Below are 18,531 nucleotides of genomic sequence, written 5' to 3' on the forward strand. Positions count from 1 at the left end.
GGCGCTCGGCCGGCCTGCTCGCCCGCAACATTTGGTCGCCCTCGAGATCCCGCCCGTCTCGCGAACCTAAACCGCGGGTGTCAGAGTGGTCCCGGATATTGTGGAGGAGTCGCTGTCTTGGGGGTGTGCTGCGTAGATGCGGGTTGATTCACCACTGTGGCGCGTCATGGGCGATGCCGCCCAGGCGCAAGAAGCCGAGGCGCTGGACAAGATTCGCCAACTACTCCCCGATGACGGGATCGCTCGAGCCTGGGCGAACGTCACCTTCACTGACACCCAGGGGCGACTCAACGAGGTCGATGTCCTCCTGCTCACCCGCACCGGCCTGTTCCTAGTCGAGCTGAAAGGCTGGCACGGCAACATCACCGGTGACCAGCGAACTTGGAGCCTTGGGAACCGAATCGAAAAGAATCCGCGCCTCCTGGCGAACGACAAGGCGAAACGCCTGCGCTCCGTGCTGACGGATCTCGCGCGCACCTCGAACCTCCCCACGAGTGTTGTTCCCTTCGTCAATGAGTCGGTCGTCATGCATGGCCGCCGGTCGCGGATTCGACTCGACCGGTTCGGCGCTGAGTCTGTATGGGCGCTTAACGGTTTCGACGTTCAGGGGTTGGCGCCCGATCGCGCGTTTTCAGTCCTCCTCGCGCAGCCGCCGACGCGCGAAGCGATTGACCTCCCGCGCGCGAGGCAGATCGATGCGTTGATGGATGCCGCGGGTCTGCTGCCGCGTCCCCGCCAGCGCATGATCGGCCAGTACGCTCTCGATTCGGCCGAGCCGCTCGGCGAAGGCCCCGGCTGGCAGGACTTCCTCGTCACGCACCCCGACGGTGTGACGAAGCGCCGCATCCGGCTGTTCCCCTACCCGAAGGGCGCGGATCGCGATACACGCGCCGCCGTGGACCTGCGCGCCCGGCGCGAGTTCCGTCTTACCGACGGGGTCGTCCACCCCGGGATTATCGGCCCCCTCGATTTGCTTACCCCCGAGGAGGGCCCCGCGCTTCTCTTCGCTTACGACCCCGACGAGCTGAGCCTCGAGGATTACCTCGCGCAGCACTCCAACGACCTCCCGTTCGAGGCTCGCGAGCGTATCGTGCAGGACCTCGCCGAGCTCGTGCGCTTCGCGCACGGCCAGCGGCTCACGCACCGGGCGCTTTCTCCCGTGAGTGTGCGCATACGAGACACCGGTGATGGCTCTGTCACGGTTCGCATCCGTGATTGGGACTTGGCGCGTCGACCCGACTCCGGCACCACGACCGCGACGGTGGTCTCACGGGGCATCACCGATCTGGTCGGAGTCGTCGATCCCGCCGCGCTGCTGTACCTTGCACCCGAGACCCTGCGAAACGCTACCCCCGCCTCAGCTCAGACGCTTGACGTCTACGGTGCGGGCGCGGTTGCCTTCACGGTGTTGACCGGTAAGCCGCCGGCGCTGAATCTGCCGGCGCTCGAAGCGCTGGTGGCGTCGGATGCCTCGGGACTCGACCCGCGCTCGGTGATGCCCGAGATCTCTGACCGGCTGGCCGGCGTCATCGCGCAGGCGACGGCGTTCGACGAGATCCACCGCACATTGGATATCGCCGACTTCCAGTCCGCGTTCGAGGATGCGAGACGCGACACCAGCCACGACGAGCCGGTCGCTGTGCAGACCGACCCACTGGACGCGTCGGTGGGGGAGATCATCGGCGGCCGCTTCGAGATCGCCCGCCGTCGCGGAGCCGGTTCGACGGGCGTGGCGCTTGAGGTGCTCGACTACGAGGCTGGCCGCGAAGGCGACATCCTCAAGCTCGCGAAGGACGACGCGGCCGCCGCGCGCCTGCAGCTTGAGGCGACGGTGCTCGACCGGCTTGATCACCCGCGCATCGTGAAGCGGCTTGACGGCCCCGTGGCCGTCGGCACCCGCCAGGGCTTGCTGATGACGGATGCCGGCACCGAGACGCTCTCCGACCGCATCCGGCTCGAGGGCCGCGCCACGATTGAACAGCTGGAGCGATACGGCGCCGATCTTTTCGAGGCCGTCGCGCATCTCGAGCAGCGCGGTGTGTTCCACCGCGATATCAAGCCGTCCAACCTCGCCGTCAAGCCCGACCCGGGCACCCGCAAGCCGCGCCTCACGCTGTTCGACTTCTCGCTCGCCGAAGAACCACTGGCGAACATCAGGTCGGGGTCACGGCCCTACCTCGACCCCTACCTGGGCGTGGGCGCGCGTCGACAATACGACTCGGCGGCTGAGCGGTTCGCGATCGCCGCGACGTTGTTCGAACTGGCGTCGGGCGATCCCGTGTGGTGGCCGGCGGGTGATGCGCCGGCGGGCGCCACAGATGCCCCAGTGGTGCAATCCAGCATGTTCAACGCGGGCGTGGCGGACGGGCTCGTCTCGTTCTTCCGCACGGCGCTCTCGCCCGAGGCGGCCGATCGGCATCCGTCGTTGGATGCGATGCGAGCCGCCTGGGTGACGGCGCTCGCCGGAGCCGCGTTCGGCGACGATGTCGCAGAAGCGAACGATGCAAGGGCGGATGCCGCGTCCCTCGACACGCCGCTCGCCGAGGCCGGTCTCAGTGCGCGCGCCTTGTCGGTGGTGTCGCGCGTCAACGCGACGACCGTCGGTGAACTGCTCGGCGTGCCGCCCATGGTGATCAACCAGATCCGCGGGAGCGGCGAGCAGGTGCGTCGTGAGATCAGCTCGCGCATCAGGCAGTGGCGCGACCGCCTCGCTCACACCACCACGACAGCCGAGGTTCCGACAGGCAGCGGGCGGCGCGCGGTCGAGAACTTCCTCAGCGGCATTTCGTCCAAGCCAGGCGAGTCGCCCGATGAGCGTTTCAAGCGCCTGCGCAAGGGCGGAACGCTCAAGACCGCGGCCGACGATGTGGCCCGTTGGCTACGCGATCTCGAAGCCATCGCAACAGTGGACGAACTTGCGGCGAAGCTGCTTCGCGAATACGGATCTTCGATCGATGACGAGCAGCAGCGCACGAAGGTCGCAACCGCGGTCGTGCAGGCGATTCTTGAGCTTGATGCTCGCTACCGAGACCCGAAGTTCGTCTTCCAGCGGGCAGCGGATCGCGCCCGGATCGTTGTCGCCTATGCACCCGAAGACGGCTCAGGCATGAGCTTCGACGACGCAGAGACGCATCTCGAGACGCTTCTGAACCGTGCAGCGGTCGTGGACATGCTGCTCGCGGCCGACGACGTCGTGACCGCGTCACGCCTGCGGGAGGCCTTGCGAACCGATGACGAGAATCCGTTGCGGTTGAGTGACCCACGCGTCGCTCAACTTGCGATCGGACTATCGACGCGCGGGCGGATGTCGTCGATGGGCGAGGCGTACCGGGCGGACTTGTCGCCTGCGCGGGCGGTCGAGCATGCCTTGCGGTCAGCCGCCACGCGTGAAGTCGCGGTGGTGACCATTGAGCAGCGTGTGCGCGTTCGATTCCCTGCCATTGACAGAATCCCGCCGCGCCCCGAACTTGATGCCGCGGTGAAGGCGGCGATGCCACACCTCGAGTGGCGTGCAGAGCTTGGTAAGTACGCGCTGCGTTCCACTGATGCGGCGTCCGCGACTGCTACTGGATCGTCGACGACGTGGGGACGCGCGGCCGGCGATCCTGCCGTGGCTGCCCGGCTACAGGCGTCCATTCGCGACCGAAGTGCACTTGCGCTCGTCGTCTCTCGGCGACGGCCGTTGTCGCTCGCGACGACGATGCTCGCCCACGGGTACGACCTGCGGGTCGTCGACCTGGCGGATGTCGCGCTCGACGCACTGCGAGCGACGGCGGCCGACAAGCGCATCGACTGGCAGGTGGTGCTCGATGCCGACAGAGCGGATGCCGGCACTAGCGCCCACCGCAACCTGCAGCAGCTCGCGCGCCTCGCGATCGTGCCGGTGTGGAACGAGTTCATGAACTCGTCGCAGCCGATCGTTTTCACTAACGCGGCGGTGCTTGCTCGCCTCGGACTGGTCGACCTCATCACCTCGGTGATGGACATGTCCACCTCGCGTGCAGCTGCCCGCTGGTTCCTTCTCCCCCGTCCGCTGACAGGTAGCACACCCGACCTCGACGGCGTGCCGATGCCGTATGGGGCCGATGGCTGGCTGGAACTCTCGGTCGATGCCGTCGCACCGTCCGGTACCGCAGCAAATCACACGCCGACCATCGCCGACGGCCGTACCGCTCTCACCCGAAAGGCCGGCAACTCGTGATCGACTCCGCCGCACTTCTCGCCGACCTCAAACGCGAACTCAAGACGCTCGAGGTCGATCTGCGCGTGCGCGCAGAAGACGTCGACTCGGCGTGGGGCGCACGCCTCCGGGACGAGTATCAGCGCGCACAGGCACGTGAGCGCACGGGACTTGCCTGGATCGACTGGCGCGACGGCGAGGTGGCACAGGCCGGGGTCGCTTGGATCATCGCCGCGGTGTTCATCCGGTTCTGCGAAGACAACGACCTTCTCGTCGGTGCGATCAAGGATGGCCACCCGGTCGCTCAGCCCTGGATCGCAGCTCCGGGCGATGGACTGGAGCGAGCCGTCGAGAACGAGGCCGCGTTCTACGCCGCGGCGCCGACGATGACCTCGCGCGACTGGCTGCAGCAGGCGTTCGGTACGCTCGTCGATCTCCCCGCCGGGGGACCTCTGGTCGACCGGAATCACTCGGCCGTGTGGAACGCCGAGATCTCGGCGACGGCTTCGGACGGGCTGCGCGACTTTTTTCGACGCACGACTCCCGACGGCGCGCTCGTGCACGACTTCAGCGATCCCGCCCTCGGCACGCGCTTCCTCGGTGACCTGTACCAAGACCTCTCCGACTACGCGAGGAAGACGTTCGCTCTGCTGCAGACTCCCGACTTCGTCGAGGATTTCATCCTCGATCTCACCCTCACGCCCGCGATCAAGGAGTTCGGCCTCACCGGGCTCAAGCTGATCGACCCGGCGTGCGGTTCAGGCCACTTCCTGCTCGGTGCCTTCGATCGGCTCATGGCCGAGTGGTCGACCGCAGCGCCGGGACTCGACAGAGGTGACCGCGCCCAGCGTGCACTGGACACGATCCACGGCGTCGACCTCAACCCGTTCGCCATCGCGATCGCACGCTTCCGTCTAACAGTCGCCGCGATCAAGGCCGCCGGGATCCGCACCCTGGTTGCCGCGCCAGCCTTCCGCTATCACCTCGCGATCGGAGACTCCCTGCTCGGCGGGCAGAGCCCCGAGGCGAAGCTCGACATGGGAGACGGCGAGGTGTTCGCCTATCAGGCGGAAGACCTACAGGAGCACGCGAACATACTCGCTCCCGGCCAGTACCACGTGGTGGTGGCGAACCCGCCGTACATCCAGCCGCCCGATGCTGCACTGCGTGACACGTACCGGCAGCTGTACAAGACCTGTCACGGCAAGTACGCACTCTCCGTGCCGTTTATGGAGCTGTTGTTCCGGCTCGCGAAGCAACCGGATGCCGCTGGCGGCGCGGGGCACGTCGGGCAGATCACGTCGAACGCGTTCATGAAGCGGGAGTTCGGAAAAAAGCTCATCGAGCAGTTCCTCTCCGGCGCCTACACCGGTAGGACGCGACCGTCGTACGTCGACCTCAGTCACATCATCGATACGTCGGGTGCTTACATCCCCGGCCACGGAACGCCGACGGTTATCCTCGCAGGCCGACCCCGCAAGCCTCAGGCCGACAACGTGCGGGCGGTGCTTGGCGTGCGCGGCGAGCCGGGACAGCCCGCAGAGCCTGCACAAGGCCTGGTGTGGCGCGACATCGTCGACCATGTCGAACGGCCCGGCTACGACGGGCCGTTCGTGACGGTCGCTGACATACCCCGCGAGCGGTTCGCCAGCTTCCCGTGGTCCCTATCTGGTGGCGGAGCGGGAGATCTGAAAAAAGCTATCGAGTCCGCGTCCCGCAGAGATCTCGCCGAGGTCGTCGAGTCGATGGGGTTCGCCGCGATCACTGGGGACGATGAATTCTTCGTTCGCCGTCGGCGGGTGGGCTCCACGCGATGGGAACGCACGCCGATGCGCCTGTTCGTGGAAGGTGACACAGTGCGTGATTTCAGTGTCTCCGCAGATTCGCAGGCTATCTATCCATATCCGGTATCCGAAGCTCAGCAGTCAGCGAAGACATATTGGCCTTTCCGATCGACACTTCGCGCAGGGCTTGCGTTCCAACAGACTCGCGAGGATCGCGGTGCGTGGTGGGGAACCTACATCCTGCCGAACCCACGGAGGCTGTCGGCTGATTTTCTAATCACGTTCGCGTTCGTGGCGACGCACAACCACTTCGTGCTGGACCGGGGTGGCAAGGTGTTCAACCGTTCGGCGCCGGTGATCAAGTTGCCGGAGGGTGCCACCGAGGACGACCACTTCGACCTACTCGGCGTGCTCAATTCCTCTACCGCCTGCTTCTGGCTCAAGCAAGTCAGTCACAACAAGGGCGAGGGGGGCGGGGCCAGAGTCGATGCGGGATACGCCGCCGGTGGTGACGAGGCGTGGAAGAACACCTACGAGTTCACGGCCACTAAGCTCCAGGAGTTTCCGCTTCCACCGCTTTTGTTGCGCAGCGTCGCTTCGCGGGTGGACGAGCAAGCGCGACTTCAAGTCGAGGCTTCCCCGCGAGCGGTTCTTGCCTCCGCGCCAACGGATGTGCGTCGAGCGCTTTCAGAGGCATACGAGCGGTGGGATGCGGCTCGCCGTACACTCGTCTTTCTCCAGGAAGAACTCGATTGGCAGACCTACGTTGCGTACGGTCTCGCGGACGAGTCTCTGGCTCCTCCCATCACGCAGATGGTCCCCATTGATGCGAATGAGCGTGTCATGGATGTGGGGTTGGCGCGTGCAGTGGCCGCCGGCACCGAGAAGACTGCGTGGTTCGAACGGCACGGGCGTGAACCGCTTTTCGCGCCCAACCAGAACTGGCCGCACTGGTACGGCGACCTCTGGCAGGAGCGGTTCATCGCCAAGCAGAAGAACCCCGCTCTGAGGCTGCTAGAGCGCCCGGAATACAAACGACGTTGGGCGGGTGCGTCCTGGGAGGACCTCCTCGCCAGCGCGGTCAAGGATGCCCTGCTTGACCGGCTGGAGGCTGCCGAACTATGGCGAGACAGAGCCGGACGCCCCCTCGTCCGTTCCGCTGCGCAGGTTGCGGATGAATTGCGACGCGACGAACGAGTGCGCGAACTCCTGACGATTCACTCTGGCTGGGCTGACTTCGACTTGACGATCGAGGTCGGCAAGCTTCTTTCGGCAGAGGCCGTCCCGACGTTCGCGCCGCTGCGGTACAAGCCCGCGGGTATAGAGAAGTTCCGCTCGTGGGAGCGTACGTGGGAGTCGCAGCGTGCTGAAGACCGGGGTGAGCGGGTCGAGGTCCCCCTGCCGCCCAAGTACGGGCAAGCAGACTTCGTGAAGACGAGCTACTGGTCGGCGCGAGGAAAGCTTGATGTGCCCAAAGAGCGATTCCTGTCGTTCCCTGGGGCCCGGCTCCCCGACGACACCACCGAGCTGTATGGGTGGGCCGGGTGGGACCACTCCGAGCGTGGACAGGCGATCGCACGCCTCGCCAACGAACTGTCGAGGGCGGGCGCGCCCGATGAGCAGGTCATTCCGCTGATTGGCGCGTTGATCGAGCTGCAGCCCTGGCTCGATCAGTGGTACAGCGACATCGACTCGCGTTCGGGTGTGAGCCCGGCATCCGCGGTCTCGGGCGCGACCACCGCGCTGCTCGGTCGCCTCGGTATCGGTGCCGACACTGTTCTCGCGTGGCGCCCGGCCCCCGCGACTCGTGGAAGGAAGAAGGCATGACCTTCACGCTCAGCTCTCCGCTGCGGGATCTCATCGATTTGCCGCAGCGGGTCGAGGCCGCTGACTTCGTCATCAAGCTCGACGAGGGTGTCGCACGCCACGAGCAGACGATCCGCGATTACGTCGTGACCGACGCGATCGCCAAGGCTCTCGGTGAAGGGCTCGACCTCGTCGCCGGTTCATTGAGCAGACAGTCGTCTCGCGGCGCGTTCCTCGACGGGTCGTTCGGTTCCGGCAAGTCGCACTACATGGCGGTGCTGCATCTGCTGCTGTCGGGGCACATCGCGGCACGCCAGATCCCGGGGCTCGAGGGCGTCGTCGCTGCGCGGCAGGACACTCTCGAGAGACGCCTGCTGGTCGTGGACTACAACCTGCTCGGCGCGAAGTCGTTCGAAGACGCCCTGTTCGGCGGGTACCTCGCGACTGTGGCGGCGAAGCATCCCGATGCTCCTGCCCCGATCCTCCATGCGAGCGATGGGCTGCTTGATGCCGCCAAGGCTCAGCGCGCGCGCGACGGGGACGACGCCTTCTTCGCCGGCCTCGGCGGTGGAGATGCGGCGTGGGGGGACCTGGGATCAGCCTGGGACGCGGAAAGCTTCGACGCGGCAGCAAACGCCGCCCCGGGGCATCCGGATCGTGATCGACTCGTTGGCGACCTTGTCGCCGCGTATTACCAGTTCTATGTCCGTGCGGGCGAGTGGCTGCCCATGGCCGATGGCCTTCGAGCGCTCACCACTCACGCTAAGAGTCTCGGCTACCAAGGCCTTGTCTTCCTGATCGACGAGATCGTGCTGTGGCTCGGCCAGCACCTCGCCGACCAGGCCTGGGTGCAGAACGAGATCGAAAAGGTCGTGCAGCTCGCCGAAAATGCTGCAGCGAACCTGCCGATTCCCATCACGTCGTTCCTCGCTCGCCAGCGTGACCTGCGCGACTTTCTCGGAACGCACGTCGCCGGTGCTCAGCGCGTCGCACAGGGCCAGCTGTTCGCCTACTGGGAAGACCGGTTCGACAAGATCCGGCTGCAGGCCGCCGACCTACCTAAAATCGTCCAGCAGCGACTCCTTCGCCCTGTCGACTCCATGGCGAAGCAGACGCTCGGCGCCGCGCTCGCCGAGGTGAGGCGAGACTATGCGGCTTGGGGGTATCTGCTCTCTGACGATGCGAACTCGGACGAGAAGGCGTTCGCCGATGTCTATCCCTTCAGCCCTGCACTCGTCGACACGATGGTGGCGCTGTCGAGCCTGATGCAGCGCGAGCGCACGGCGCTCAAGCTCATGGCCGAGTTGCTTGCAGATGGCCGCGACACTCTGCTCGTGCGCGATGTCATCCCGGTCGGAGACCTGTATGCGCCGATTGTGCTCGGCGGCTCGCAGCCGCTCACCGATGAGATGAAGCGCCACTTCGCCGTCTCGGCGAAGTTCTACCGTGACAAGATGCGTCCCTACCTGCTGCGCAAGCACGCGCTCAGCGAGGGTCAGGTCGCGGCCCTCGACCGCGGGCATCCGTTCATCACCGAAGACAGACTCGCGAAGACCGTCCTCATCGCAGCCCTCGCCCCCGAAGCACGGTCGCTCACGAATCTCACCGCCGCCAAGCTCGCGGCGCTCAACTGGGGCACCATCTCGGCCTTCATCCCCGGCGACGAGGCGGGTCAGGTGCTGGGCACGGTGCGCCAATGGGCGACGGAGTTCGGCGAGATCAGCATCGGCGACGGCCACGACCCGATCATTACCGCAACGCTCAGCGGCGTCGATTACGACTCGATCCTGGAGCGGGTGAGCACGGAAGACAACCTCCAGACCCGGCGCGAGCTGGTGCGCCGACTCATCACCGACGAGTTGGGGCTGCCGGCGGCATCCGTCAGTCTCGTCGGTCTGCCGCTGAGCCACGTGTGGCGAGGCCAGAAGCGGTCAGTGACAGTCAAATTCGGCAACGTGCGCGACGAGGCCGAAGTGCTCGACAGCGATCTGATCCACGGCGACGAGCAGTGGCGGGTCATCATCGACTTTCCATACGACAGTGGCGCCTACTCACCGGCGTACGACGTCGTTCGGCTTCAGAAACTGCGGGACCAGGGGAGGACGGCGAACACGATCGCGTGGATCCCGAACTTCCTCTCCGACGCGCGGCAAGACGATCTCGGCAAGCTCGTGCTACTTGACTACCTGCTCACGGGCAGCCGGTTCGAGGCGAATTCCGACCATCTTCCGCTCGGCGACCGAGGACCGGCCAGACAGACCCTCGAGACACGGCAGCGTACCCTGCGCGACGGGCTCACCACGGCCCTGCGGCAGGCATACGGCGTCAACGCTCCCGACGACCTCAACGTCGACACGGAACTCGCCGGCAACCAGATCTTCTCGCCGCTCGTCGAGGGCCTTTCGATCGCACCGCCACCGACGGGGACGCTCCTGACAGGCCTGAAGCATGCGCTCGACACGGCCTGGAAGCACGAGTTTCCCGACCACCCCGACCTGGGTGGCGAAGAGGTCACGCTCCGCCGCCTGGGCGACGCGATGGAGCTGGTGTCGGCAACGATCGAGGCAGGCGGTCGGCGGCAGGGGCTCGGGGCTGCCGAACAGAAGCTGGCGCGCGACATCGTCGCGCCCCTCCGACTTGGTGCGCTGAACGAGAACGTCGTCGTCGTCGACGCTGCGCACTTCGGCTGGACCGCTGACTTCGCTCGCTGGGAGGGCGAACTCGGAGCTGGGATCACCGTCGGGGCACTGCGTGCGAAGCTCAGCGGCTGGGGCATGACGACGGCGATGGAGAACGCCGTGCTGCTCACCTGGGCGGCGCTGGGCAACTGGGAATTCGTCGGCGTCGGACAGCCCTCGCTGCAGTCCCTGCCCGACGGTGCCGCCGGCCGCAAGGCGAACCTGCCGACGAGCGAGGACTGGGAAGCCGCGAAGACGCGTGCAGGCGCGGTCTTCGGCGTGGCGCCGGAGACGAATCTGACGCCGCGTGCCGTCACGCGGTTTGCTGGCGCTGTGAAGGCGGAGGTCGCGACGAGCGCCGTAGCCGATCTCGTCGCGCAGCTCGACGCACACAGCTCCGTGCTCGGCATCGCCGAATCGGCCACCGCGGGACGACTCGCGACGGCCCGTCGATTGAATGACCTCATCACCGCGGTGATGAGAACTCGCAACGAAAAAGATCTCGTCGAGACCATCGCGACCTTTGATCTGCCGAGCGAGCTGAGCGCGTTCGGTCGCACGTTCGGGTCAGCCGAACGCCTCGCCCGCGAACTGGGCGGACTCGACTGGGGCATCGTCTCGGCGGCGCAGTCTCGGGCGGATGACGCGTTCGAGGCGGCGCTCGTCCAGCTGCGCGCCGCCGCCGCAGTGGACGAGTCGGTGGTGCAGCTCGAGCCGAGACTCAAGGACGTGGCCGCGAGGGCGCGGGTAATCATTGTGCAGCCGAATCCAGGCCCCGTGGCGCCGCAGCCCACGCCTGGGCCAGTGACGTCCGGGGATCCGAACCCGGCGCCGGGCGCGGGAGAGCCGCCGGAGGTGTCGGACGGCAATTCGGGGACGCGCCATGCACCGCTCACCGACCTCGACCGTGTGCTCGCGGAGCTGAAAGCCGACATCGGCCGCAAGGCGAGCGTCGGCGCCGAGGTCACCATCACGTGGAAGATCGAGTGATCAATGGCAGCCCCTACCGTCTCTGAGATCGCCCTGCGTCAACACCTCGACGCGTGGCTGTCTTCGGCGAGCCGGCAAGCGCGCACGCTGCTTGTGCGCGCGCAGCCCACATGGTCGGGACCGTCTGTGATTACGGTGCGCGACACCCCGGTGCGTGTTGTCGAGGGCGTGTCGGGATTGGCTGCTCTGGACGCGATGCGTACGGCGGTCCGGGATGAGGTCGTTGTTGTGCTCACGGCGCTGACCGAGCGTGAACTCGGGTCTGCCGTAGTACTCGACGCGCATCGTCAGCGCGTGAGCGAACTCGACGAGTGGAGAATGGTCCCCGGGATGTTCGGCGTTCGCGATCCGAGCGTGCCGCGCCATGTGAGCGACCTCGGGCCGTGGATGCCGGGACTGCTGATGTCGGTGCGGCCCGATCGAGGCTACCCGCCGGCCCCGGGCGCGTCCCTCACCCCCGATCACGTGGTGCGGGCGCTCATCGTGGCGCTCCTCGGGCTTGGCAGACTCGACGACCTCGAACTGGTCACGTGTCTGACGCCGCTCGACGATCCCGGCGTACGTGCGCGGCTTCGGGAGCTGGGCTCAGAGACCCGCGAGGCGCTTGTCCGCGCGGCATCCACTCACCTCGGCCCGGCCTTCGCACTCGCCTTGCGAGCAGCGGTCGGCGGCGGGCACGTGTCGGTGATCGCGGTCGGGTTGGTCTGCGGTGAGTTGTGGTCATCGGGCGAAGTGGCGCCCGATTCCGCCACTGTCGCGGCGCGCGCCCGGATCGAGCCCTACGTCGGCACCGGGGTATCCGCGGTCGCGGCACAGAGGGTCGGTGACGCGTCGCGGAGGTTGATCGGTCGGCTCCTGGACGATGTGCACGGTCGGGAGGTCCTCGAGCAGGCCGAGGCGCTGTGCGTCGAGCTGGACTGGGCGGCTGGCGCCGCGGCATCCGACGTCCTGCTCTCCGGCCTGCGTGCGCGTGTCGCCTCTCTCGGCGCCGCCATCGAAGCGGCCGCAGAGTCGGGCGCACCGGCTGACGCAGCCGAGGTTGATCGCGCCTTTGCGTCCGTAGGGCGGCACCAGGCAGCACCGACGATCGCGCGGTCGCTGCGAACGGCAGCGATGGCGGTTCGGCTGGTCCGCTGGCTGAGTGAGCCACGCACGTCTCCCGCCAACTTCGCGGAGGCGGTGCAGCGATATGCGACAGATGGTGCGTGGGTGGAGCGCGCACTCGGTGACATCTGGGATGGTGACAACGACCGGGGGCTGGCGCACGCGTACAGCCTGCTCGCCCCCGCCGTGCAACAAGCGCGCTGGGAACAGGATCAGGCCGCGGCCCGCCTGCTGACCGGCGCGATCGGCACGGACCCCGCGGTTCCCGGCGCTGAAGAACTTCTGGTGCACACGGTCGCACCGATGAGTGGTCAGCAGCTCGTGCTCTTCATCGTGCTCGACGGAATGAGCTTCGCGACCGCCACCGAGCTCGCCGCCGAGCTTCCCGAGCGCGGGTGGTCAGAACTCGTTCGCCCTGAGAGTCTGCAACGTGGGGCCGCCGTGGCGGTCTTGCCAACCATCACGGAGTACTCTCGGACGTCCCTGTTCGCGGGGGAGTTGCTCGCAGGCAATCAGCAGACCGAGAAGGCACGCTTTGCTGCGGCCGTCGGCGGAGTCGTCTTTCACAAGGATGATCTCCGATCGGATGCGGGGCACGCGCTCCCGCCCGCGGTTACGACCGCGATCGCCGACCCCGCACGCAGGATCGTCGGCGTCGTGCTCAACACCATCGACGACGCACTCGCGACCGCCGAAGTGGATGCGCTGCGGTGGCCTGTGAGTCAGATCGCAAACCTGCCCGCGCTGCTGGACGCGGCACGGGATGCGGGGCGCGTCGTCATCCTGACCTCGGACCACGGGCACGTGGTCGAACGCGGCAGTGAACTGCGCAGTGCATCCGGCGCGGCGGCTCGCTTCCGCGACCCATCCACAGGCCCAGTACAGCCCGACGAAGTGCTCGTGAGCGGCCCGCGCGTGCTCGTACCCGGAGGTGCGACTGTGCTGGCTGTGTCGGACGGAGTGCGGTTCGCGGCGAAGCGCGCCGGCTACCACGGTGGCGCCGCCCTCGCCGAGATCGCCATCCCGATCGTCGTCGCCAAGCCCAAGGGTGCGGCGAACCCTAGCGGCTGGGTCGAGGCGCCGCCGCAGGAGCCGGTGTGGTGGAACGAACCTGCACGGTCAGGAGCCGGCGGTGTTGCGCCAATCGGGCGCATTGCGCCCGTGAAGCGTCGAGTTCGCAAGCCCGTGGCGGAGGCTCCCGCGCTCTTCGAGGCGCTCCCGGAAGCGGGGGGGGACTCCTCGCCGACACTCGCCCTCGATGAGCAACTGGTCCGCAGCGAGACTTATCGCGAACGACAGGCCCGGGGGAGCCGGCATCCGATCGACGACCAGACTGTTCGTGCGATCGTAGCTGCGCTGGTGTCGGGTTCGGGCCGCGCGCACCGTGACACGGTCGCTGTAGCCGCCGGCGTCGCAGCGGCGTCGCTTCCGGGGGTGCTCGCGTCGCTGCGGCGGCTGCTGAACGTCGACGGGTACGCGGTCGTCGACGTCGACGCCGATCAGGTGACGGTGACGGTCGACGAGGCGCTGCTGCGCGAGCAGTTTGGGCTAGGGAGTCGGCCATGACCGCGGTGAGCCCACGACGCCGGCGCGAGATCGTCGACGCGCTGCGTCGCGGCACGGTGCCGCAGCGCGGGCTCGATGTTATGGCGGTCGGTCTTGATCGCTTCACGGCGGCGCTCGGCGACGAACTAGAAGGTGTCGCCGATGGAGGCGCCGTCTTCAAAGCGGTGCGCGGTGAGTATGGAGCGGGGAAGACGTTCTTCGCTCGGTGGGTTCTCGAGACGGCGAAGCAGCGGGGGTTCGCGACTGCCGAAGTGCAGATCTCAGAGACCGAGACGCCGCTGCACCGTTTGGAGACCATCTACCGCCGCGTCACCGAGAACCTCGCGACCGAGGCCACTGCGCCAAGCGCCTTTCGCGAGCTGATCGACGAGTGGCTGCGCGTGCTGGAAGAGGACGCTGTCGTCGCAGGCGTCAGTGCGACGGACCGCGACGCGCTCGCAGAGGGGACGCAACAGCTGCTCGAACAGCGGCTGGCCGTCGTGTCCCGAACGGCGCCCGCATTCGCCGCGGCACTGCGGGCTTATCACGCCGCCACAGTTCGCAGAGATGTCGAGACGGCCGACGGGCTCATCGCCTGGCTCGGCGGGCAGCCACACGTCGCCGCGGCAGTGCGCCGGGGTGCCGGCATCCGCGGCGATCTTGACCATTTCGGTGCGTTCGGATTCATCCAGGGTTTGCTTGCAGTGCTGCGTGACGCCGACTATCGGGGACTTGTTCTCGTGCTTGACGAGGTCGAGACGCTGCAGCGTGTGCGCAGTGACGTGCGCGAGAAGTCGCTCAACGCCCTGCGTCAGCTGCTGGACGAGGTGGATGCCGGGCGCTTCCCGGGTCTCTACGTGCTCATCACCGGAACGCCCGCATTTTTCGATGGCACTCAAGGTGTGCAGCGGCTGCCGCCGCTGGCTGCGCGCATCGGTGTTGACTTCAGCGGGGATCCCCGATGGGACAACCCTCGTGCCCCACAGGTGAGGCTGCTCGGATTCCAGCGAGAGAGCTTGATGGAGCTCGGGGATCGCGTGCGTGAGATCTACGCGAGCGGCAGCGCTGCGGCCGACCGCATCGACTCGCTGGTGACCGACGAGTATCTGGCGGGCCTCGCTGACACAATCGCCGGACGGCTGGGCGGAAAGGTCGGTGTCGCTCCGCGGCTCTATCTGCGGAAGCTCGTGGACACCCTCGACAAGGTCGAGCAGTTCCCTGAATTTCAGCCGCCCGCCCCGTCAGGAGCGGTCGTGGCGGACGGTGAGCTCAACGCCGACGAGCGCGCCGCCGTCGGTGGGATCGACAGCATCCAGCTCGATGTCTGAGAACTTAGATCTCACCGGTGCGCTGGAGTATCACGTTGCGAACACGCTCGGCTGGTACGACCTTCGACCGCTGCAGAAGGCATCGATCGAGCCTGTGCGGTCGGGCGCCGATTGCCTGTTGATCGCGCCGACGGCTGGTGGAAAGACCGAGGCCGCGGCCTTTCCGGTTCTGTCGCGGATGGTCGACGAAGGCTGGCAGGGGCTCAGCGTCATCTACGTCGCGCCGCTCAAGGCTCTACTCAACAACCTGCTGCCTCGGCTCGAGCAGTACACCGGGTGGCTCGGGCGGCGCGTCGCGTTGTGGCACGGGGACATCGGTGATGGAGAGCGTCGTCGGATTCTGAGCGATCCCCCGGACATCCTGCTGACGACGCCGGAGTCGCTCGAGGCGATGCTCGTCTCTCGGCGCGTGGAGCACCACCTTCTCTTCCGCTCGGTACGCGCGCTCATCGCCGACGAGGTGCATGCATTTGCAGCATCCGACCGCGGTTGGCACCTCGTCGCGGTGCTCGAGCGTCTGCAACGACTGTGCGGACAGCGCATTCAGCGGATCGGACTCTCGGCCACCCTCGGGAATCCGGATGACGTGCTTCGGTGGTTGCAGGGATCGAATGCGGATGTGGGCGCTCCGGCACGAGTGGTGGTCGGTGAAGGTGGTTCGTCAGTCGAGCCGGACGTCGCGCTCGACTTCGTGGGCTCGGTGGAGAACGCGGCCACTGTGCTGTCGCAGATGTTCCTCGGTGAGAAGCGGCTCGTGTTCTGCGAGTCGCGCTCACAGGCTGAAGAGCTCGCGTTCGCGTTGCGGAGCAACAGGGTCGAGACATACGTGTCGCACTCGTCGCTGTCCGTCGACGAGCGTCGGCGGAGCGAGCGCGCGTTTGCTGAAGGTCGCGACTGTGTGATCGTCGCGACCTCGACTCTCGAACTCGGCATAGACATCGGCGACCTTGACCGGATGATCCAGCTGGATTCGCCAAGGTCTGTTTCGTCGTTCCTCCAGCGGCTCGGGCGCACCGGGCGTCGTGCCGGGTCCACGCGAAACGCGCTCTTCCTCGCGACCGACAACGACACGCTGCTGCGTGCGGCCGGAATGCTGCATCTGTGGGGGACCGGGTTCGTGGAGCCGGTGGTTCCTCCGCCATCCCCTCGGCACATCGCCGCTCAGCAGCTGTTGGCACTTGCTCTGCAGGAGGGACGTTTCGCTCGGGCATCGTGGCACGAGTGGTGGGCAGGGTCGCACGTTATGGACGGCGCTGACGAAGTGCTCGAGTATCTCGTCGCGCAGGAGTTCCTTGTGGCAGATGGACCGTGGCTGTTCATCGGTCCGCGTGCCGAGAAAGAGTTCGGACGGCGGAACTTCCTGGAGCTTCTGTCGACATTCATCGCAGACCTCGAGATGAACGTGCTTGAGGGGCGCCGCGAGATTGGATCAATCGCGCCGCTGTCACTCACCACGCAGGTAATCGAAGGCAGGAAGCCGCTGCTGCTTGCCGGGCGAGCATGGATAGTCGATTCCATCGACTGGGATCGTCATGTCGTCGTGGTGCGCGAGGACCTCACGAAGGGCCGCGTCCGTTGGGGATCTGTGCCGATGCCCGAGTCATTCGAGATGGTGCGAGCGCGGCGCGACGTCCTGCTGGGGGCTGATCCTCCGGTGCGCCTGTCGCAACGCGCCGTGGCACGGCTCGCAGAAGTGCGGGCGCTCCGACGTCATCATGTGGTCGAAGACGGGCTGGTGGTGGAGCGTGGCGAGGATTCAGCGGTGCTGTGGGCGTTCGGCGGGTTGAAGGCACATTCGACGCTGCTCGCCGCGTTACCGCGTGGATTGGCTGATGCGGCCGCGGCGGACAACGAGGCAATCAGGTTTGTGCTGAGTCCCGACATGGGGAAACTGCACAGGTTGAGGGTTGACGAGGCGCTCCCTCAGGTCGCGCCGCAGACTGTCGAGGGACTGAAGTTCTCCGCAGCGCTTCCCGCTGGACTAGGCGCAGCGACCCTCGCCGAGCGACTTGCCGACCGACCAGGTGCGAGTCAGATCGTGGCGGCGGAGATCTGGTAGGTCGTGCTGGGCCATGGGCGCTCCAGCCGCATCCCCCACATTCGCCCGACTATCAGAGTCGCGCCGTGGAATAGGGCGGCCTCCGCGCCGGAGTCGCCACTCTGTGTTCGTTCTGTTCGGTCACGAGGTATCGCGCTGTACGCCGCTCCTGCGCTGTTGCAGCCCAGGGCAGGCGGCTAATCCAGGTCCCCAGACGATACATCCACCGGTGAGCCGTCCGAGGGGTGCCAACGCGTCCTCGCCTATTTGCAAAATGTGCGGCGTGCGCGTTTCACGAGCGTCTTGCGCGGCGGATAGGCTGCTGAACGGGTCTCACAATGGGGGAGAGAATGATTCCGCAGGTTTTAATGGGAATTAGCGCTGTCGCGCTGACCGCGCTCGGAATCCGATCAGCGGTCAAGTCGTCGAAAGAGACGGCGAAACGCCGCAGTACGCCCGTGGAGTGGGACACGAGATTCCCGGATGAAGCTTTCCGAGGCTTCGTCAACAACACCACGCGGAAACTTCCCCGAGTGATTTCTACTCACGTCGACGGGCTCATCGTTACCATTCACGTCAAATCGAATACCGGCCTGACCAGTTGGAAAGCCGAGGTGGACTTCTGTGACTACGGCCGTCTCACCGGCCAGCACTGGATCTCCTCGGAGAACTCGCAATCGCCCATTCCGCAGGCTCTCGCTGACGCCGTTGCGGCTGAAGTGCGGGCCAGGTACGCGACGCAAGCTCCGGTCACTTAGGCCTCGAGCAGCGACGTGCGCCCTTGGCTGTGACGCCCATGCGGCGCGGCATGCCGTGCGGCGAGATGGTCGAGATCACCAGACATCCCTCGCAATTCCGCCGTGCAAGCTCGATGACATTCGGGATCAGATTCACCTCAAGTTTGTCGAGCAGCACGCGTTCCGCTCGGGCGTGATGATGAGCGCTATCGTCCCGTCGTTTAGGAAGGGGCTTTGCGCGAAAGGGGCTCTTCGGACATCCGGTGGGGGTGAGGCTCGCGGGGTGATGGTCGGTGTGTAGGGGTCGAGGTCCCCGAGGATCAGAAGCGCTAACTCTCTGA

The 18,531-nt window shown here is 66.5% G+C and carries 7 protein-coding genes; all 7 read left to right on the forward strand.

Annotated elements, in window-relative coordinates; all coding sequences use genetic code 11:
* The first annotated feature begins 166 nt into the window (after positions 1-166).
* A complete protein-coding gene (locus AB0O24_RS07725; protein ID WP_275801356.1) occupies positions 167-4,201 on the forward strand; it encodes an NERD domain-containing protein in 4,035 nt (1,344 codons plus the stop codon).
* A complete protein-coding gene (pglX, locus tag AB0O24_RS07730) occupies positions 4,198-7,791 on the forward strand; it encodes a BREX-2 system adenine-specific DNA-methyltransferase PglX (RefSeq protein WP_275801357.1) in 3,594 nt (1,197 codons plus the stop codon). Before AB0O24_RS07725 ends, pglX begins: the two co-directional genes overlap by 4 nt.
* Before the next feature lie 425 nt (positions 7,792-8,216).
* Positions 8,217-11,438 carry a hypothetical protein gene (locus AB0O24_RS07735; RefSeq protein ID WP_363373800.1) on the forward strand — a complete coding sequence of 1,074 codons (3,222 nt, stop codon included), beginning with the start codon at positions 8,217-8,219 and terminating at the stop codon, positions 11,436-11,438.
* 3 nt (positions 11,439-11,441) lie between these two features.
* A complete protein-coding gene (pglZ, locus tag AB0O24_RS07740; RefSeq protein ID WP_275801359.1) occupies positions 11,442-14,108 on the forward strand; it encodes a BREX-2 system phosphatase PglZ in 2,667 nt (888 codons plus the stop codon).
* Positions 14,105-15,415, forward strand: coding sequence for a BREX system ATP-binding protein BrxD (gene brxD / locus AB0O24_RS07745; RefSeq protein ID WP_275801360.1), 1,311 nt, complete (start codon positions 14,105-14,107; stop codon positions 15,413-15,415). Before pglZ ends, brxD begins: the two co-directional genes overlap by 4 nt.
* Positions 15,408-17,474: a DEAD/DEAH box helicase gene (locus tag AB0O24_RS07750; RefSeq protein WP_275801361.1), complete on the forward strand. Its 2,067-nt coding sequence runs from the start codon at positions 15,408-15,410 to the stop codon at positions 17,472-17,474. The genes brxD and AB0O24_RS07750 overlap by 8 nt, the downstream gene beginning before the upstream one ends.
* A 329-nt stretch (positions 17,475-17,803) precedes the next feature.
* Positions 17,804-18,211 (forward strand): hypothetical protein, encoded by a 408-nt coding sequence (locus tag AB0O24_RS07755; RefSeq protein WP_275801362.1) that lies wholly within the window; start codon positions 17,804-17,806, stop codon positions 18,209-18,211.
* The last annotated feature ends 320 nt before the right edge of the window (positions 18,212-18,531 follow it).

This window comes from Microbacterium sp. NPDC086615 (assembly GCF_040686055.1).
In the GTDB taxonomy this organism is placed as follows: domain Bacteria; phylum Actinomycetota; class Actinomycetes; order Actinomycetales; family Microbacteriaceae; genus Microbacterium.

Excerpts from the sequence above, each read along its gene's own strand:
- AB0O24_RS07725 (WP_275801356.1), top strand. The coding sequence starts at position 167 with ATGGGCGATGCCGCCCAGGCGCAAGAAGCCGAGGCGCTGGACAAGATT.
- pglZ (WP_275801359.1), top strand. The coding sequence starts at position 11,442 with ATGGCAGCCCCTACCGTCTCTGAGATCGCCCTGCGTCAACACCTCGAC.
- brxD (WP_275801360.1), top strand. The coding sequence starts at position 14,105 with ATGACCGCGGTGAGCCCACGACGCCGGCGCGAGATCGTCGACGCGCTG.
- AB0O24_RS07750 (WP_275801361.1), top strand. The coding sequence starts at position 15,408 with ATGTCTGAGAACTTAGATCTCACCGGTGCGCTGGAGTATCACGTTGCG.
- AB0O24_RS07755 (WP_275801362.1), top strand. The coding sequence starts at position 17,804 with ATGATTCCGCAGGTTTTAATGGGAATTAGCGCTGTCGCGCTGACCGCG.